This window comes from Ancylobacter vacuolatus, assembly GCF_030813595.1.
Lineage (GTDB): Bacteria > Pseudomonadota > Alphaproteobacteria > Rhizobiales > Xanthobacteraceae > Ancylobacter > Ancylobacter vacuolatus.
In genome coordinates, this window is sequence record NZ_JAUSUH010000002.1 from 242,767 (window position 1) to 260,639 (window position 17,873).

Here is a 17,873-nt window from a genome sequence, read left to right on the forward strand (position 1 = left end):
CCGCAAGCTAACGGCGCCCATCGAGACAAGGGGAACAACATGGATCGCCGTGGATTTCTGGGGGCCGGCCTTGCCGGCACCGCCGCTGCCGTCACGCTCGCCGCGCCGCACGTCGCCCGCGCCCAGGAGACGTTCAGCTGGAAGATGACCAACGCCTATGGCCCCGGCGCGCCCTTCTATGTCACCGGCCCGGGCAGCCCGACCTATTTCTGCGATCTGGTCGGCAAGATGTCGGGCGGGCGTCTCACCATCCAGCATTTCGCGGCGGGCGAACTGATCCCGGCTCTGGAGGGCTTCGACGCGGTCTCCTCCGGCACGGTCGAGATGAACGCCGCCAATTCCTATTTCTGGGCCGGCAAGGTGCCGGCGGCGCAGTTCTTCACCTGCGTGCCCTTCGGCCTCAATTTCCAGGGCCAGAATGCCTGGATCTACCATGGCGGCGGCCTGCAGCTGTGGGAAGAGCTCTACGACCCCTTCAACCTCGTGCCGATGCCGCTGGGCAATACCGGCGTGCAGATGTCCGGCTGGTTCCGCAAGCCGATCGAGAAGGTCGAGGACTTCAAGGGCCTGAAGATGCGCATCCCGGGCCTGGCCGGAAAGGTCTATGCCCAGCTCGGCGTCGACGTGAAGCTGCTGCCCGGCGGCGAAATCTTCCCGGCGCTGGAGCGCGGCGTGATCGACGCGGCCGAATTCGTCGGCCCCTATCAGGACCGGCGGCTCGGCCTGCAGAAGGCCGCCAAATACTACTACACCACCGGCTGGCACGAGCCGAACAACGTCACCGAGCTGATCGTCAACAAGACCGCCTGGAACTCGCTGCCGGACGATCTCAAGGAAATCGTCCGCGCCGCCGCCATGGCCTGCAACGTGCTCAGCCACACCTGGTGCGAGGCGACCAATGGCGAGGCGATGGCCGATCTGGTGCAGAACCAGGGCGTGATCGCCGGCCCCTACCCGGCGCCTGTGGTCGACAAGCTGCGCGAGGTCTCCGCCACCACGCTGCAGCAGCTCGCCGACTCCGATCCCAAGATCAAGAAGGTCTATGACAGCTTCACCGCCTTTGCGGCCAAGCACAGCCAGTGGGCCGGCCTCTCCGAGGCGGTGTACCAGACCCAGATCCGCAGGGGCTCATGAGCGGCACGCTTGAAAAGATCGCCCGCGGCCTCGACGTGATCGTCGAGGCCTGTGGCTGGGTCGCGGCGTGGACGGGCTTCGCGCTCGTCCTCGTCATGGCCGGCAATGTGCTGATGCGCTACGTCTTCAGCACCGGCTCGGTGGCGATGCAGGAGCTGGAATGGCACCTGATGGCGCCGCTGACGCTGCTGTGCATCGCCTACACCATCAAGCATGAAGGCCATGTGCGGGTGGACATCCTCTATGCCCGCCTGCCCCTGCGCGTGCGGCAGGCGATCGACCTGTTCTCGGCGCTGAGCGTGGTGGCGCTGTCGGTCATCATCATCATCCTGTCCTGGCGCTATGTGATGCAGTCCTACCGCATCGGCGAAGGCTCGCCCGACCCCGGCGGGCTGCCCTACCGCTTCATCATCAAGGCGATGATTCCGGCCGGCTTCGTGCTGCTTCTCCTCCAGAGCCTTGCCGCCAGCCTGCGCGCGCTCATCCCCTTCCTCGGCGGCGAGGCCTCTCCTCCCGCGCAGGTGCCTGCCAATGCCCGTCAATGAAATCCTGGCGATCGCCTGCATCGCCTCCTTCTTCGTCATGCTGCTCATCGGCGTGCCGGTGGCGCTCACGCTCGCGATCAGCGGCTTCTTCTTCGGCTGGCTCGGCTTCGGCTCCAGCCTGTTCGGCCTGCTGCCGGCGCGCATCTATGGCGTTACCGCCAATTACACGCTGATCGCCATCCCGCTCTTCGTGTTCATGGGCGTGATGCTGGAGAAGTCGCGGCTCGCCGACGAGCTGATGGAGGTGATCGGCCATCTCTCGGGCGGCCTGCGTGGCGGCATGGGGCTGGGCATCGTGCTGGTCGGCATGCTGATGGGTGCGACAACAGGCATTGTCGGCGCCACCATCGTCACGCTCGGCCTGCTCACTTTGCCGACCCTGCTGCGGCGCGGCTATGACCGCAGCCTGTCCTGCGGCGCCATCTGCGCCTCCGGCACGCTCGGCCAGCTCATCCCGCCCTCCACCATCCTTATCCTGCTCGCCGACATTCTCGGCGAATCCGTCGGCACGCTGTTCGCCGCCGCCCTGATGCCGGGGCTGCTGCTCACCGGCATCTTCTGCGTCTACATGCTGCTCGTCGGCGTGATCTGGCCGGAAAAAGTGCCGGCCATTCCGCTCGCCGAGCGCCAGGCGATGCCGCGCCGGCAACTTTGGCTGAGCGCGCTGAAGGTCGGCCTGCCGCCGATCGGCCTCGTGCTCGCCGTGCTCGGCTCGATCATCGGCGGCATTGCCGCGCCGACGGAAGCGGCGAGCATGGGCGCGCTCGGCTCCATCCTCGTCGCCGCCTTCGCCGGGCGGTTCACCCTGCGAACGCTTATCGACACGGTGCAGACCACGGCCCGCATCACCGCGATGATGTTCTTCGTGCTGATCTGCTCGCAGGTGTTCGCGCTGGCCTTCCGTGGCCTCGGCGGCGAGCGGCTGGTGCATGACGCCTTCGCGCTGGTGCCCGGCGGCACCGACGGCATCCTCATCTTCATGCTGCTGATCATCTTCGTGCTCGGCTTCTTCATCGAGTGGATCGAGATCAGCTACATCGTGGTGCCGATGTTCCTGCCGCTGATGCAGAACGCCGGGGTGGATCTCGTCTGGGCGGCGGCGCTGATCGCCACCGTGCTGCAGACCTCGTTCCTCACCCCGCCCTTTGGCTGGGCGCTGTTCTACCTGCGCGGCGTGGCGCCGCCTGAAGTGACGACCGGCGACATCTATCGCGGCGTCATCCCCTTCATCGGGCTGCAGATCTGTGCCGTGGCGCTGGTCTTCACCTTCCCTGCGGTAGCGACCTGGCTGCCGAAGGCGATCGGCTGGTAGCCGGAGTTTACGTGACATGCTGAATACCGTTCGTGCCCGCCGTGGCATGGTGACATCGCCGCATCATCTCGCCAGCGAGGCGGGGCTGCGGGTGCTGCGCGAAGGCGGCAATGCGGTGGAAGCCACCATCGCCATGGCGGCGGCGCTGGCCGTCGTCTACCCGCACATGACCGCGATCGGCGGCGACGGCTTCTGGCTGGTCGGCGCGCCGGGCGAGGAACCGGTGGCGATCGACGCCTGCAGCCGTGCGGCGGCAGCGGTGACGCCGGAGCTGTATTTCCGCGCCGGGCTGAAGGCGATCCCGCAGCGCGGGCCTCTCGCCGCCAACACCACCGCCGGCACCATTGCCGGCTGGGGCGAGGCGCTGGCGCTGAGCGCGGAGCGCGGCGGCACGCTGCCGCTGGCGCGTCTCGTCGAGGACGCGGTCTGGCACGCCCGCAACGGCTTCGCCGTCACTGCCAGCCAGAGCGAACTGACCGCGCAGAAGCAGCCCGAACTCGGCCATGTCTCCGGCTTCGCCGACGCCTTCCTGGTGGACGGCGCCGCGCCGGCGACGGGTGCCACGATGAAGCTGCCGGCGCTGGGCGAGACCCTGCACCGGCTCGGCATCGAGGGCACGGAGAGCTTCTATCGCGGAGCCCTGGCGCGCGAGATTGCCCACGATCTCGCCACTGCGGGCTCGCCGGTGACGCAGGACGACCTCGCCGCCTGCCGCGCGAGCCGGGTGGCGCCGCTCTCGGTGAAGCTGCCGGGCATCCAGCTCTACAATTTCCCCCCGCCGACGCAGGGGCTGGCCTCGCTGATGATCCTTGCCCTGTTCAGCCGGCTCGGCGTGAGCGAGGCTGAGGGCTTCGCCCATCTGCACGGGCTGGTGGAGGCGACCAAGCAGGCCTTCCTCGTCCGCGACCGGCTTGTCGGCGATCCCGACGCCATGGAAGGCGACCCGCGCTACTGGCTGACCGACGGGGCGCTCGACCGGCTGGCCGCCCGCATCGACCCGGCGCGCGCCCTGCCCTGGCCGGCGCCGCCCTCGGCCGGCGACACGGTCTGGCTCGGCGCTATTGATGGCAACGGGCTGGCGGCCAGCTTCATCCAGAGCATCTATTTCGAGTTCGGCTCCGGTGTCGTGCTGCCGCAGACCGGCATCGTCTGGCAGAATCGCGGCTCCAGCTTCGCCCTTGCCGGCGCCGGGCCGCGCCTTCTGGCGCCCGGCCGCAAGCCGTTCCACACCCTCAATCCGGCCATGGCGCAGTTCGCGGATGGCCGCCACATGGTCTATGGCACCATGGGCGGAGAGGGCCAGCCGCAGACGCAAGGAGCGCTGTTCTCGCGCTACGCGCTGTTCGGGCAGGAATTGCAGGCCGCCATCACCGCCCCGCGCTGGCTGCTGGGCCGCACCTGGGGCGCGGAGACGGTAACGCTGAAGCTGGAGGACCGCTTCCCGCCGGAACTCGTTGCCGCTCTGCGGTCGGCCGGGCACGAGGTGGAGACCGTGGCGCCCTTCGACGCGATGATGGGCCATGCCGGCGCCATCGTCCGCCAGGCCGATGGCCGGCTGGAGGGAGCGAGCGACCCGCGCAGCGACGGCGCGGCGATGGGATTCTGACGCCCGACGGCGCTACTTCGGCACCTCTTGTGGACGAGGCGAGAAAGAGCGATCGCCGCTGACATCGCTTTTGCTAGCTTCGGCGTCCGGCCACGCGCATGAAGGGCCGCACGCCACTTCCATGCTCGAACAGGCCATCATGGGACCCCAAGTCGTACCCGTCGCTTCCGACCCCACCTGCCCGCCCGACGCCGATGTCGTCATCGTCGGCGGCGGCATCATCGGCACAACAAGCGCACTCTATCTCGCCGAGCGCGGCCTCAAAGTGGTGCTCTGCGAGAAGGGCCACATCGCCGGCGAGCAATCCAGCCGCAACTGGGGCTGGTGTCGGCAGGCCAAGCGCGACCCGCGCGAATTCGAGTTGATCCGCGAGGCCCTGCGCCTGTGGCGCGGCATGGACGCCCATATCGGCGCCTCCACCGGCTTCGCCACAACGGGCATTCTGTTCGCCGCCAATGACGCCAAGAAGGAAGCCTCCTTCGCCGATTGGGTACGGGACGCCGCCGGCGCCGGCATTGCAGCCGAGATGCTCTCGGGCGCCGCGCTGGCCCGGCATATGCCCGGCGACACCAAGCCCCCGCCGGCCGCGCTCTGGTGCGCGTCCGACGGGCGGGCCGAACCGCAGAAGGCGGCGCCGGCGATCGCCGAGGCGGCGCGCAAGCGCGGCGCCATCATCCTCACCGATTGCGCGGTGCGCGGCGTGGAGACCGGCGGCGGAAGGGTGATCGCCGCCGTCACCGAGCGCGGCCGCATCGCCACCTCGACCGTCGTGGTCGCCGGCGGGGCGTGGACGCGGCGCATCCTCGCCGATGTCGGCATCGACCTGCCGCAATTGAAAGTGCGGGCCAGCGTGCTGCGCACCTCGCCGGTTCCAAATGGCCCGGCGCCGGCGCTGTGGGACCATGATTTCGCCTTCCGGCGCCGGGAGGATGGCGGCTACACCCTCGCCAATGGGCATGTGAATGTGGTGCCGATCGTACCGGACAGCTTCCGCTTCGCCCTCCCCTTTCTCCCCGCGCTGCAGATGGAATTCGCCTCGCTGCGGCTGCGGCTCGGACCGCGCTTCGTTACCGAATGGCGGGAGAGCGCGCGGCGCGCCTTCGACGAACCCTCGGTCTATGAGGCGGCACGGGTGCTCGATCCCGCGCCGGACCTTGGCTATCTCCGGCAGGCCTTCGCCGCGCTCCAGCGGCGCTTCCCGGCCTTTGCCGGGGCGCGCATCGTGCAGAGCTGGGCCGGCTTCATCGACGCCACGCCCGACGCGGTGCCGGTCATTTCGCCTGTAGACACGGTGTCCGGCCTGATCGTGGCGACCGGATTTTCCGGCCATGGCTTCGGCATCGGGCCCGGCGCCGGCCATCTGGTCGCCGATCTCGTCACCGGCGCCAGCCCGATCGCCGACCCGCAGCCCTATCGTCTGTCGCGCTTCTTCGACGGCTCGCGCCCGCGCCCGATGGCGGGTCTCTGACCCGCCCGCGCCCTCGATCCGTCACCCCCCGAGCGGAACACGCCCATGGTCCAGACCCTCGCCCGCCGCCCCCTGCCGCGCTCGCTCTACCGGGAGACCGCGCCGCCGGCGCCGGAGACCGGGCCGCTTGCCGGCGACACCACCACGCGGGTGGCGATCGTCGGCGCCGGCTTCACCGGCCTCTCCGCCGCGCTGCACCTCGCGGAGGCCGGCGTCGACACGCTGGTGCTGGAGGCGAGCCAGATCGGCTGGGGCGCTTCCGGCCGCAATGGCGGGCAGGTCAATCCCGGGCTGAAATGGGAGCCGGAGCAGTTGGAGCAGGTCTTCGGCGCTGATCTCGGCGGGCGGATGGTGCGGCTCGGCGATGAGGCGCCCAGCCTCGTCTTCGACCTCATCGCCCGTCACGGCATCGACTGCGCCCCCCGGCGCGGCGGCACGCTGCGCGCCGCCATTTCCGAGCGCGCCGCCAAGGGGGTGCGGGATTTCCAGCGCCAATGGGCAGAGCGCGGCGCCGATGTGGTGATGGCCGAGGGCAAGGAGATGGCCCGCCTCACCGGCACCGGCGCCTACCCGCTTGGCGCGCATGACCGGCGCGGCGGCCAGGTGAATCCGCTCGCCTATTGCCGGGGCCTCGCCGGCGCGGCGATGGCGGCCGGCGCCCGCCTGTTCACCGACACGCCGGCGCTGCGGCTGGCGCGCCTTGCCGGCGGCTGGGAGATCACCACACCGGGCGGCCGGGTGACGGCGGAGCGGGTGATCCTCGCCACCAATGGCTATAGCGACGATCTCTGGCCGGGACTGCGGCGCAGCGTGGTCCCGGTCTATTCCTCGATCACCGCCACCGAACCGCTGCCGCCGGAACTCGCGGCGCCGATCATGCCGAACGGCGTCGTGCTGTACGAGATGTCCGCCTCCTATGCCTATTACCGGCTGGACGACGCCGGCCGCTTCGTCATGGGCGGGCGCAGCGTGCTGCGGCCGGCCAGCGCGCCTGAAGATTTTCGCGCGCTCGTCGATCACGCCACCCGGCTGTTCCCGGTGCTCAGGTCCGTGGAATGGACGCATCGCTGGAACGGGCAGGTCGCCGTCACCTGGGATCACCTGCCGCATCTGCACGAGCCGGAGGCGGGGCTGACGATCGGGCTCGGCTATAATGGCCGGGGCGTCGCCATGGCCACCGCGACCGGCCGCATGCTCGCGCGGCACGCCGCTGGCGGCGGGGGGGAGGCGCTCGACCTCCCCGTCACCCGTATCACGCCGATCCTCGGCCATGCCGCCTGGCCGCTGGCGGTGAAGGCGCGGCTGAAATGGGATCGGCTGCGCGAGACCTTCGACCGCTGAAGCTTTCGCGCACTGACGGGGCGGCGCGCGGTCAGCCGCCCGTGCCGCGCAGGCGCTCGGAGCGGCGGCGTAGCAGTTCCAGCGTCAGCATCAGCAGCGCGGCGAAAAAGACCAGCAGCGTCGCGGCGGCGGTGATCGTCGGCGAGATCTGCTCGCGAATGCCGGAGAACATCTGCCGCGGCAGGGTGCGCTGGTCCGGGCTGGCGAGGAACAGCGCCACCACCACCTCGTCCCAGGAGGTGACGAAGGCGAACAGCGCGCCTGAGGTGACGCCCGGGGCGATCAGCGGCAGGGTGATGGTGCGGAACGTCGTCCAGGGCGAGGCGCCGAGCGAGGCGGCGGCCCGGGTCAGCGTGCGGTCGAAGCCGGTCAGCGTCGCCGTCACGGTGATGACGACGAAGGGCGTGCCGAGAATCGCATGGGCGAGGATGAGGCCGAGATAGGTGTTGTTCAGCCCCACCGCCGCGAAGCCGAAGAACATCGCCACCGCCACGATCACCACAGGCACGATCATCGGCGAGATCAGGATCGACAGGATCAGCCCGGCGAAGGGCACGTTGCCGCGCGACAGGCCGAGCGCGGCGAGCGTGCCGAGCCCGGTGGCGATCAGCGTGGCGAAGAGCGCGACGATGCCGCTGTTCTGCAGCGCGATGCGCCAGCGTTCATCGGTGAAGAAATCGATATACCAGCGCAGGCTCAGCCCCGGCAGCGGATAGGTGAACCAGGGTTCGCTGGAGAAGGAGAGCGGCATGATCACCAGGATCGGGCCGATCAGGAACAGGAACACCACGGTGCAGAAGAGCGCGAAGATGAAATAGGACAGCTTCTCGCGCGGGGTCGCATAGGAGGGTGCCAACATGTCGATCAGCCCAGCTTGACCTTGTCGATCCCGACGAGGCGGTTGAACAGCGCGTAGAGCGCCAGCGTGATCAGCAGCAGGATGGCGCCGAGCGCCGAGGCCTGCCCCCAGTTCATTTCGCGATTGGTGTAGAGCGCGACGAAATAGCTGACCATCTGGTCCTGCGGCCCGCCGACCAGCGCCGGGGTGATGTAGTAGCCCAGCGACAGGATGAAGGTGAGCAGGCAGCCGGCGCCGACGCCCGGCAGGGTCTGCGGCATGTAGACCGAGACGAAGGCGGTGAGCGGCCCCGCCCCCAGCGAGCGCGCTGCCCGCAGATGCGAGGGCGGAATCGACTTCATCACCGAATAGATCGGCAGGATGGTGAAGGGCAGCTGGATATGCGTCATCGCCAGCACCGTGCCGAAACGGTTGAAGATCAGCTGCACCCGCTCGGTGGTCAGGTTCAGCGCCAGCAATATGTCGTTGAGCACGCCATTGCTCTGCAGCAGCACGATCCACGCCGTGGTCCGCACCAGGATCGAGGTGGTGAAGGGCAGCAGCACCAGGATCATCAGCACATTGGCGTGGCGAGGGGGCAGGATCGCCAGCAGATGCGCCACGGGATAGCCGAGCACCAGCGTCGCCAGCGTCACCAGCAGGCTGATCCAGATGGTGCGGATGAAGATGTCGACGAAGATCGACTGGTCGGCGAAATTGCGGCTCACGGCGCCCTGCGCGTCCTGGCGCAGATCGAGCGAGGTGAGCAGGTAATAGGGCGTGAACGTCGCCCCGGCCCGCTTCATGATCGCCCAGAACTCCACCGAGCCCCATTCGGGATCGGCGGCGATGAACTTCTCCCGCCACGGCCCGCCGCCGCCGGCGTCGACCAGCCGGCCGGCCTTGAGAAAGCGCGAGCGCGCGCCCGGCACCTCGTAGTTGATGCGTTTGCCGACCAGCGCGGTGGTGCGGTCCTTCTGCGTCTGCACCAGGTCCTCGACGAAGGCCGCGAACACGTCCTCGCCCGGGGTCGCCCTTCCGTCCCATCCGTCCAGCGCCGCGATGGTGCGCGGCATCGTCTCGCGCACCTCGGTGTTCTCCACCGCACGCACCAGCATCAGCCCGATCGGCAGGGCGAACACCGCCAGCACGAAAAGAAGCAGCGGGGCGACGAGCGAGAAGGAGCGCGCGCGATTGACGCGCTCGGCGCGCCTGAGCTTGGTCTTGAGCGAGGTGCGGTCCACGTCGGGTCCGGCCTCGCCCGGCAGGGCGGCCACGGCCATGATGAAATCCCCCTCGGCTGCTGCCGCGCCGTCCGCCTCTGGAGATGGCAGCGCGATCGGTTTCCGGCCGGGACACCGAGAGCCCCGGCCGCTCTTTCCACCCGCCCCTGCGAGGGCCGGCGGCTCGTCACATATTGGCGCGCCGGGGGCGCTGCCCCGCCGCGCCAGCGATCACTGGGCGATCCAGGTGTTGAAGCGCTTCAGCAGCTCTTCCTTGTTGTCGCCCCAGAAGACGGGATCGTTGGCGAGCGCGGTCTTGGCATTGGCCGGCGCGGTCGGCAGGTCCTTGAGGATGTCGGGCGAGACCAGCGGGGTGGCGGCGAGCAGCGCCGGGCCATAGGAGATGTACTTGGTCTGCGCCGCCTGGGCCTCGGGGCTGGAGGCGAATTCGATGAACTTGTAGACCGCGTCGAGGTCCTTCACCCCCTTCGGGATCGCCCACAGGTCGTAATCGAGCAGCTGGCCGTCCCAGACGATCTTGAAGTTCTTCTTGTCCACCTTGTTGGCGTTGAAGATGCGCCCGTTCCAGGCGGTGGCCATCACCACTTCGCCGGAAGCGAGCAGCTGCGGCGGCTGGGCGCCGGCCTCCCACCACACGATGTCCTTCTTGATGGTGTCGAGCTTCTTGAAGGCGCGATCGACGCCTTCCTTGGTCTTCAGCGTCTCATAGACCTTGTCGGCAGGCACGCCGTCGGCCATCAGCGCGAATTCGAGATTGCCGAAGGGCGTCTTCTGCAGCGAGCGCTTGCCCGGCCACTTCTTGGTGTCGAACAGGCCGGCGATGGTGGTCGGGCCGTCCTTAATCTTGTCGGCGTCATAGGCGTAAATGGTCGAATAGATGATGGTCGGGATGCCGCACTCGAAGGTCGACCCCTTCACGAAGGCGGCCTCGCCGCCGAATTTGGAATAGTCGATCGGGGTGAGGAAGCCCTCGTCGCAGCCCTGCTGCGCGGTGGCGGCATCGACATCGACGGCGTCCCAGGTGGTGTTGCCGGATTCGACCATGGCGCGAATGCGCGCGGCTTCGCCGTTATACTCTTCCTGGACGATCTTGATGCCGGTCTTGGCGGTGTAGGGCTTGTAATAGGCCTCGTCCTGGCTGGTCTGGTAGGCGCCGCCCCAGGAGGTGATGGTGAGGCTGTCCGCTGCGACGGCGGCGCCGCAGCTCGCCGAGAGGGCGAGCGCGGAAAGGGTCATCTTCAGCGACTTCAGCGGCACGAGCGACTTCATCTGCATGGTCATTCCCTTTGGATCGGTTGGCGGGAGGCGTCGGGGAGCAGGTGGCGGGGGAGCAGGTGGCGGGGGAGCAGGCGTCAGGCCGCGTCAAGGGCGCGGCAGTCCTGCGCGCGCCATCCCAGCGGTATGCGGGAGCCGACAGCGAAGACCGGCCGGTCCTCGACATTGCCGACCTTCACGACCACATCGGCGCCGCTGTCGAGCACGCAGCGCACGCGCACATGGTCGCCGAGGTAGATCATTTCGGCGACCACGGCCTCGAAATGGTTGTCGAGCGGGCCGCCGGGCGGGGCGATCTTGACCCGCTCGGGACGGATGGAGAGCAGGCACTCCTCCCCCACCCGCGCCGCATCGGTAAGGGTGGCGGTGACGACATCGCCATTGGCGAGCACCACCGAGCACAGCGTGCCGTTCGCCGCCTCGATGCGGCCGGGCAGCCGGTTATTCTCGCCGATGAACTGGGCGACGAAGGAATTGGCGGGGCTTTCATAGAGCTCGGCCGGCGGGGCGACCTGCTGGATGATGCCGGCATTGAACACGGCGACGCGGTCCGACATGGTCAGCGCCTCGCTCTGGTCGTGGGTGACATAGACCACGGTGATGCCGAGGCGCTCATGCAGATGGCGGATCTCCATCTGCATGTGCTCGCGCAGCTGCTTGTCCAGCGCGCCGAGCGGCTCGTCCATCAGCACCAGCTTCGGCTCGAACACCAGCGCCCGGGCGAGGGCGACGCGCTGCTGCTGGCCGCCGGACAGCTGGCTCGGCATGCGCGCAGCGAAGCTGCCCAGATGCACCATGTCGAGCGCCTTGGCGACGCGCTCAGCGATCTCCGCCTTCGGCCGACCGCGCACCTTGAGGGGATAACCGACATTCTGCGCCACGCTCATATGCGGGAACAGCGCGTAGTTCTGGAACACCATGCCGATATTGCGTTTCTCGGGCGGCAGGGAGTCGATGCGGGCGCCATCGAGCATGATGTCGCCGGAGGTTGGCGTCTCGAAGCCGGCGAGCATCATCAGCGTCGTCGTCTTGCCCGAGCCCGACGGCCCCAGCATGGTGAGGAACTCACCGCGGCGGATGCGCAGGCTGAGGTCCTTCACGACAAGCACCTCGCCATCATAGCTCTTCTGCACGCCGGCGAACTCGACGAAACTCTCGCTGGCACTGACCGGAAGCTTCATGGTTCCTCCTGAGACAGGGCCGTGCCGGCGAACAGTGCGTTCCCGGCGCGGCCGCATCAGCCTTTACGCTGTGCCGGTGTCGCCCGAGGGTGCGAAGGTGCCGCCTCGCCCTACGAGCTTCCGTACCCCCTTGCTTCCGCAAACCGCATGCCAAGCCGCGCCAAGCGTGCCGGCCCTCCAGCCCAAAGATCCAAAAATACAATATTTATCAATGGTTTATATTTGAGTTTCCGGCCATTCTCGGCGGGTGTCCCTAACGGGAAGACCGGAACGGACGCTTCACGGGACGACCACCGGCACGCGGAGCACGGCGTGTCTGGCCCGCCATGAGGCGCCCGCCATGCCCGGGTGATCAATAAGTAGGCGCGCCCTAATTATTGGCTATTTGCCGGAGCAGACCCGCGCGGCCCCGCCATTTCAGCCGCATGGGCCACGCGCACAAGACGGCGCCCGCCGGCGCCGGCGCCGGAGATGGCGGGCGGGACGTCATGTCCGAACCGCCATATTCGCTGAACATACGCGACCTCCGCCTAAGCCGGCGGCGGCGGCCGGGAAGAATGACCCTTTTCGATGCGCCCCGGCGGGCTCATCGCAGAGGGCAGGCGCCCAAGCGCAGACGGCCCGACCGCGGGGGCGGTCGGGCCGTCTTGGTATCAGCGGCGTGCGAGGCCGTCAGAGCAGGGATTTAGCGAGCAGCATGTGAACGCCCTTATTGCCGTCCACCATCTGCGTCACGCGCAGGTTTCCGGCCAGCGAGCACAGCATATAGGCCTGGTTGCGCGAGAGATTGGTGCGCTCGCACACATGCTTGACCATTTCCCGCGTCGCCTGCCGGGCGGCGTCGTCGAGATCCTCGTCGAGGCCGATCGACATCAGGTGCGTGGCGCTCTCGGCGAAGGGCCAGTCGAGCCGCATGTCCTTGCGCAAAGTGAGGCGGAACGTGCCGGTAACGCCGGTTTCCAGCGCGGTGATGCACACTTCGCCATCGCCCTGCACGCCATGCCCGTCGCCGGCGAAGAACAGCGCGCCCTCGTTGAAGACCGGCAGATACAGCGTGGTGCCGGCGCGCAGCTCCTTATTGTCCATATTGCCGCCAAAGGCGCGCGGCACCGGCGAGCCGCAGCGTCCCCACGCCGGCGGCGGGGCGGTGGCGATGATGCCGAAGAACGGGTCGAGCGGAATCTCCGTGCCCCACGGCATCACGCAGACATTTTTGGCGTGATCGACCACGGGATGGATGGTCTCGTAATCGGTGAACTCGTCCGGCAGCGTGCCGAGCAGCGGCAGGATGGAGACGAAGCCCCAGTCCTGGCGCACTTTCACGTCGAGAATGTCGACCTGCAGCGTGTCGCCGGGCTTGGCGTCCTGCACATAGACCGGGCCGGTGATGAAATGCGGCCCCGGCCCGGGCGGCAGCGCGTCGAGGGCGGCCATGTAATCGGCCGGCACCGGCAGGTTGTCCGGCAGTGTCTCCTTGCCGCCGGCGGGGAAGGAGTGCAGCGTCACCACATCGCCGGAGGCCACCTCCAGCACCGGGGGCGTGGTGCTGTCGAGATAGCCCAACACCATGTTCTCCGGCGTGGCGGGGATTTCGAAGCGGCGCGACATGGGAAGCTCCTGGGAAACGGCTGGGTTAGGGTTCAGACGGCGATGAAGCGGGAGAGGTGGTCGCGCGTCATTGTCTCGGCACGGCCAGTCTCGACCACCGCGCCGCGCGAGAGGATGATGAAAGCGTCGGCGGTGTCGATGGCGAAGTCGAGATATTGCTCGACCAGCAGGATCGACAGCCGCCCCTTCAGGGCCCGCAGCACCTCGCCGATCAGGGCGACGATGTTGGGCTGGATGCCTTCCGTCGGCTCGTCGAGGATCAGCAGCCGGGGCTGGGTAACGAGGGCGCGGGCCAGCGCCAGCTGCTGCTGCTGTCCGCCCGAAAGCGCGCCGCCGGGCCGCTTCCACATCTCGCGCAGCACCGGGAACAGGTCGACCGCCTCGTCCATCGCCGGCGTGCCATAGGTGCCATGGGCGCGGGCGGCGGCCTCGACATTCTCACCCACGGTCAGTTCGGAGAAGATCTCGCGCCCCTGCGGCACATAGGCGAGGCCGGCGCGGGAGCGCCGGTGCGGCGACCAGCCGGAAGCATCCGCCCCGTCGATCATCACCCGCCCGGCGCTCGGGGCCAGTAGACCCATCAGGCATTTGAGCAGGGTCGACTTGCCGGCGCCGTTGCGGCCGAGCACGGCGAGGCATTCGCCCGGCGCGATCTCAAAGCCGATCTGGCGCAGTACCTGCGCCGAGCCGTAATGCTGATCGAGGCCTTCCACCGCAAATTGCATGCTCATCGCCCCAGATAGACCTCGACCACCGCCGCGTCGGCGCGGACATGGGCCATCGAGCCCTCGAACAGCGTGCGGCCCTCATGTAGAACCGTGACGCGATCGGCGATGCGCTCGACGAAATCCATGTCGTGCTCGACCACCACAATGGCGCGGTCCGGCCGCTTGAGCGCGCGCACCAGCGCCGCCGTGCGTTCGGTTTCTTCATCGGTGAGGCCGGCGACGGGTTCGTCCAGCATCAGAACCTTGGGGTCGGAGGCCAGCACCATGCCGATCTCAAGCCATTGCTTCTGGCCGTGGCTCAGCTCGCCGGCGAGGCGGTTTGAGTGGTCGACGAGACCCACCGTCTCCAGCACCTCGCCGATTCGGTCCTCCAGCGCGGGGGCGTCGAGCCGGGCGCGGAAGCCGACATCGGCGCCGATGGCGATATGCTGACGCACGCTCAACCCCTCGAAAACGCTCGGCTTTTGGAACTTTCGCCGCAGGCCGGCGCGGGCGATGGCGGCCTCGCTCAGGCCGGTGAGATCAATGGCGCCATCGAACAGCACGCGCCCCTGCTTCGGCCGGGTGATGCCTGAGATGACGTCGAGCAGCGTGGTCTTGCCGGCACCGTTCGGGCCGATGATGGCGCGCACCTCGCCATAATCGATCGCGAGTGACAGATCGTCGAGGGCGCGGAAGCTGCCGAAGCGGACGGTGAGGCCGTCGACGAGAAGCGCGGTCAGGCTCATGGCCGCGCCTCACCCATGTCGGACGCCAGGCGCTTGGGCCCCATCGGACGCACCAGCTTGAATTTCGCGAGATCCATCAAGCCGTTGGGGAAGACCAGCACCACCAGCACGATCAGCCCGGAGAGGATGAACGGCCAGATCTCAGGCGCGGCGAAGGACAGCCAGAACTTCACCGCATTGACCAGCAGCGCGCCGATCACCGCCCCCACCAGATGCCCGCGCCCGCCGATCGCCACCCACACCGCGATCTCCAGCGACAATTCGGGCGAGAGCACGCGCGGATTGATGATCCCGACCTGCGGCACATAGAGCATGCCGGCCAGCATGGCGATGAGGGCGGAGAGGCACCAGACGATGAGCTTGAGCCGCAGCGTCTCGTAACCCATTGTTCTCAAGCGGGTTTCGTCGTCGCGCGTCGCCAGCATCAGCGCGCCGAAACGGCTCTTCACCAGTCCGTTGCAGCCGGCCAGCACCCCGGCCAGCACCAGCAGCGAGGCGACCGCCAGGGCGGTGATCATGCCTGAGGTGCCCATCGGCCAGCCGAACAGGACCGTGAATCCGGTCATGCCATTATTGCCGCCGAAGCCGGTGTCGTTGCGGAACATCAGCAGCATGGCGACATAGACCAGCGCCTGGGTGATGATGGCGAAATACACGCCGCCGACCCGCGAGCGGAAGGAGACATAGCCGAAAAGACCGGAGATCAGCGTGGTCATCACCACGGCGGCGGCCAGTGCATAGGGGAAGAACTCGAATCCGTCCCAATAGAAAGGAAACTCCTTCCAGCCCATGAACTGCAGGAAATCCGGCACCGTGCCGGTGATTTCAAAGGAATGCTTGAGCAGATACATCGCCATGAGGTAGCCGCCCAGCGCGAAGAACAGTCCGTGGCCGAGCGACAAGATGCCGAGATAGCCCCAGATCAGGTCGAGCGAGATCGCCAGAACGGCGAAGGCAGCGAGCTGGCCGATGGCGTTGGCGAGGTAGCGCGACAGCGCGAACTCGGTTCCGGCCAGTCCCGCCATGAGCAGAGCGGCGAGGACGATGAGGGTAATGAGGTGGACGATCGGTGCAGTGTGGGTAATCAGGCCGAAGCGGTTCATTTGCGGCGCCCCTTCACGGCGAACAGGCCCTCGGGCCGCCATTGCAGGAAGGCGATGATCATCAGAAGCACGATCACCTTCGCCGCCACCGCGCCCCAGAGCGGCTCGATCAGCACATTGATCTGGCCGATGCCGAGCGCGGCCACCACCGTGCCGGCAATGGTGCCGACCCCGCCGAGCACCACCACCATGAAAGCGTCGATGATGAAGTTCTGCCCCATTTGCGGGTTCACCGAATAGATCGGCGACAGCGCCAGCCCGGCGAGTCCGGCCAGCCCCGAGCCGAGGCCGAACGCCATCATGTCAACCCGCCGGGTCGGGATGCCGATGCAGGCGGCCATGTCGCGGTTCTGCGTCACCGCGCGGATGTTGAGCCCGAACGGCGTGCGCCGCACCAGCCCCCAGGTCAACGCCAGCGTCACCACGGCGAAGAGAATCGCGAACATGCGGTTCCAGGTGAAGATGAAGTCGCCGATCACGGGCACGCCGCCGGTGACATAGAACGGCGTCTCGAATTGCAGATTCTGGGTGCCGAACACCACGCGCACCAGGTTCATCAGGAACAGGCTCACCGCCCAGGTGGCGAGCAGGCTCATCAGCGGGCGCTTGTAGAGATGGCGCAAAAGGCTCGCCTCCAGCGCGATGCCGATGGCGGCGGTCACAAAGAAGGCGACCGGGATGGCGAGCACCAGATACCAATCGAGCAGCGAGGGGGCGACGACGCGCAGCCCCTGCTGCACCAGCCAGGTGACATAGGCGCCGATCATGATCAGCTCGCCCTGGGCGAGATTGATGACGCCCATCAGCCCGAAGATGATGGCGAGCCCGATCGCCGCCATGAACAGGATGGAAGCGAAGCTCAGGCCATTATAGGCCGTCGCCAGCACGTCGCCGACGGCGATGCCGCGCCCGATGCGCACGGTGGCGTCATCCACCGCCGCGCGGAATTCCGGGCTGGCGGCATAGGCGGGATCGGCGGTGAGGGCGGAAACCTGCGTCAGCGCCCGCCGGCTCGGATTGTCGGCGATGCGCGCCAGCGCCCTTATGCGGGCGGCCGGGTCGGCGGCAGTGAGCGCGGCGGTCTGGGCGAGGGTCTCAATCTCCCCCTTCAGGCCGGCATCGGGCTCCGCTGCGGCGGCCGCCTCCAGCAGGCCTTCCGGAATCAGCGCCGGCCGGCGCTCCAGCGTCTTCAGCGCCGCCGCGCGCTGGGAGGCTTCGGGGGCCGCGCGCAGGGCCAGCGCCGCGTCGACCTGTTCATAGGTGGCACGGTTCTTCAGGCTGAGAACGGGGGTGAGCGGCTCCCCCGCCGCCGCGCGCGGCTGGCGGGTGACGGCATCGAGGCCGTTCTCGGTCAGCACCGCACCGGCGTCGTCACAGGCGAGCTTGCGGTCGATCACCGCGCGGGCGAGCGGCACGGCGAAGGCGCGGTCGGCCGCATCGCCAGACATGGCGAGCCCGGTGAGCACGGAAGCCGCCTCGCCCATCGCGCTGGCATTGCCGCACAGATTGGCGATAAGGCCGGCGCGGTCGAGCGCCTGCGCCCGCGCCGAGGGGGCGAGGAGCAGCGCGGCCAGCAGGCCGGCCAGGACTGCGGTGAGACGGGTCAGATTCATCGGGCACTCAAGGCGGCGCATGGCGGTGGAAGGCCATGCGCGGCAGGTGAAAGGGCATTGGGCGGCAGTGGGCCAAGAAGACCGTCATGCCCGGGCTTGACCCGGGCATCCGCGTCTTGCGGCGACGGGGCGAGGTGGATCCCCGGGTC

Annotated in this window: 15 protein-coding genes; 6 read left to right on the forward strand and 9 right to left on the reverse strand. The window is 68.1% G+C overall.

What is annotated here, in order from left to right; translation table 11 throughout:
* The first annotated feature begins 39 nt into the window (after positions 1-39).
* From J2S76_RS05135 to J2S76_RS05160, 6 genes are all read left to right on the forward strand, one after another.
* Complete coding sequence (locus J2S76_RS05135; RefSeq protein WP_307058149.1) at positions 40-1,134, forward strand: TRAP transporter substrate-binding protein; 1,095 nt, start codon at positions 40-42, stop codon at positions 1,132-1,134.
* Positions 1,131-1,679, forward strand: coding sequence for a TRAP transporter small permease subunit (locus J2S76_RS05140; protein WP_018388302.1), 549 nt, complete (start codon positions 1,131-1,133; stop codon positions 1,677-1,679). Before J2S76_RS05135 ends, J2S76_RS05140 begins: the two co-directional genes overlap by 4 nt.
* Positions 1,666-2,991 carry a TRAP transporter large permease gene (locus J2S76_RS05145; RefSeq protein WP_307058152.1) on the forward strand — a complete coding sequence of 442 codons (1,326 nt, stop codon included), beginning with the start codon at positions 1,666-1,668 and terminating at the stop codon, positions 2,989-2,991. Before J2S76_RS05140 ends, J2S76_RS05145 begins: the two co-directional genes overlap by 14 nt.
* A gap of 16 nt (positions 2,992-3,007) precedes the next feature.
* The gene (locus J2S76_RS05150; RefSeq protein ID WP_307058154.1) at positions 3,008-4,597 is read left to right on the forward strand and encodes a gamma-glutamyltransferase family protein; all 1,590 of its coding nucleotides are present in this window, start codon (positions 3,008-3,010) and stop codon (positions 4,595-4,597) included.
* A gap of 136 nt (positions 4,598-4,733) precedes the next feature.
* Complete coding sequence (locus J2S76_RS05155; protein WP_307059124.1) at positions 4,734-6,065, forward strand: NAD(P)/FAD-dependent oxidoreductase; 1,332 nt, start codon at positions 4,734-4,736, stop codon at positions 6,063-6,065.
* Positions 6,066-6,110: 45 nt separating this feature from the next.
* On the forward strand, positions 6,111-7,406 hold the full coding sequence (locus tag J2S76_RS05160) for an NAD(P)/FAD-dependent oxidoreductase (RefSeq protein ID WP_307058156.1): 1,296 nt from the start codon (positions 6,111-6,113) through the stop codon (positions 7,404-7,406).
* 31 nt (positions 7,407-7,437) lie between these two features.
* On the opposite strand, the gene J2S76_RS05165 is transcribed toward J2S76_RS05160, so the two are convergent.
* The 9 genes from J2S76_RS05165 to urtB form a co-directional block, all read right to left on the reverse strand.
* The gene (locus J2S76_RS05165) at positions 7,438-8,265 is read right to left on the reverse strand and encodes an ABC transporter permease (protein ID WP_307058158.1); all 828 of its coding nucleotides are present in this window, start codon (positions 8,263-8,265) and stop codon (positions 7,438-7,440) included.
* Between the two features lie 5 nt (positions 8,266-8,270).
* Positions 8,271-9,527: an ABC transporter permease gene (locus J2S76_RS05170; RefSeq protein WP_307058160.1), complete on the reverse strand. Its 1,257-nt coding sequence runs from the start codon at positions 9,525-9,527 to the stop codon at positions 8,271-8,273.
* 171 nt (positions 9,528-9,698) lie between these two features.
* Positions 9,699-10,757: an ABC transporter substrate-binding protein gene (locus J2S76_RS05175; protein ID WP_370874706.1), complete on the reverse strand. Its 1,059-nt coding sequence runs from the start codon at positions 10,755-10,757 to the stop codon at positions 9,699-9,701.
* 83 nt (positions 10,758-10,840) lie between these two features.
* Entirely contained in the window at positions 10,841-11,944 is a 1,104-nt protein-coding gene (locus tag J2S76_RS05180) for an ABC transporter ATP-binding protein (protein ID WP_307058161.1), read from the reverse strand.
* 672 nt (positions 11,945-12,616) lie between these two features.
* Positions 12,617-13,552: an acetamidase/formamidase family protein gene (locus J2S76_RS05185; RefSeq protein ID WP_307058162.1), complete on the reverse strand. Its 936-nt coding sequence runs from the start codon at positions 13,550-13,552 to the stop codon at positions 12,617-12,619.
* Between the two features lie 32 nt (positions 13,553-13,584).
* Entirely contained in the window at positions 13,585-14,283 is a 699-nt protein-coding gene (urtE, locus tag J2S76_RS05190) for an urea ABC transporter ATP-binding subunit UrtE (protein ID WP_307058164.1), read from the reverse strand.
* Entirely contained in the window at positions 14,280-15,008 is a 729-nt protein-coding gene (gene urtD, locus J2S76_RS05195) for an urea ABC transporter ATP-binding protein UrtD (RefSeq protein WP_307058166.1), read from the reverse strand. The genes urtE and urtD overlap by 4 nt, the downstream gene beginning before the upstream one ends.
* Positions 15,005-16,111 (reverse strand): urea ABC transporter permease subunit UrtC, encoded by a 1,107-nt coding sequence (gene urtC, locus J2S76_RS05200; RefSeq protein ID WP_307058168.1) that lies wholly within the window; start codon positions 16,109-16,111, stop codon positions 15,005-15,007. The genes urtD and urtC overlap by 4 nt, the downstream gene beginning before the upstream one ends.
* Positions 16,108-17,724, reverse strand: a complete 1,617-nt coding sequence (gene urtB / locus J2S76_RS05205; RefSeq protein WP_307058170.1) for an urea ABC transporter permease subunit UrtB — start codon at positions 17,722-17,724, stop codon at positions 16,108-16,110. Before urtB ends, urtC begins: the two co-directional genes overlap by 4 nt.
* Positions 17,725-17,873 lie beyond the last annotated feature (149 nt).

Coding starts and splice junctions, on each gene's coding strand:
- J2S76_RS05135 (WP_307058149.1), top strand. CDS start 40: ATGGATCGCCGTGGATTTCTGGGGGCCGGCCTTGCCGGCACCGCCGCT.
- J2S76_RS05140 (WP_018388302.1), top strand. CDS start 1,131: ATGAGCGGCACGCTTGAAAAGATCGCCCGCGGCCTCGACGTGATCGTC.
- J2S76_RS05145 (WP_307058152.1), top strand. CDS start 1,666: ATGCCCGTCAATGAAATCCTGGCGATCGCCTGCATCGCCTCCTTCTTC.
- J2S76_RS05150 (WP_307058154.1), top strand. CDS start 3,008: ATGCTGAATACCGTTCGTGCCCGCCGTGGCATGGTGACATCGCCGCAT.
- J2S76_RS05160 (WP_307058156.1), top strand. CDS start 6,111: ATGGTCCAGACCCTCGCCCGCCGCCCCCTGCCGCGCTCGCTCTACCGG.
- J2S76_RS05165 (WP_307058158.1), bottom strand. CDS start 8,265: ATGTTGGCACCCTCCTATGCGACCCCGCGCGAGAAGCTGTCCTATTTC.
- J2S76_RS05170 (WP_307058160.1), bottom strand. CDS start 9,527: ATGGCCGTGGCCGCCCTGCCGGGCGAGGCCGGACCCGACGTGGACCGC.
- J2S76_RS05175 (WP_370874706.1), bottom strand. CDS start 10,757: ATGAAGTCGCTCGTGCCGCTGAAGTCGCTGAAGATGACCCTTTCCGCG.
- J2S76_RS05180 (WP_307058161.1), bottom strand. CDS start 11,944: ATGAAGCTTCCGGTCAGTGCCAGCGAGAGTTTCGTCGAGTTCGCCGGC.
- J2S76_RS05185 (WP_307058162.1), bottom strand. CDS start 13,552: ATGTCGCGCCGCTTCGAAATCCCCGCCACGCCGGAGAACATGGTGTTG.
- urtE (WP_307058164.1), bottom strand. CDS start 14,283: ATGAGCATGCAATTTGCGGTGGAAGGCCTCGATCAGCATTACGGCTCG.
- urtD (WP_307058166.1), bottom strand. CDS start 15,008: ATGAGCCTGACCGCGCTTCTCGTCGACGGCCTCACCGTCCGCTTCGGC.
- urtC (WP_307058168.1), bottom strand. CDS start 16,111: ATGAACCGCTTCGGCCTGATTACCCACACTGCACCGATCGTCCACCTC.
- urtB (WP_307058170.1), bottom strand. CDS start 17,724: ATGAATCTGACCCGTCTCACCGCAGTCCTGGCCGGCCTGCTGGCCGCG.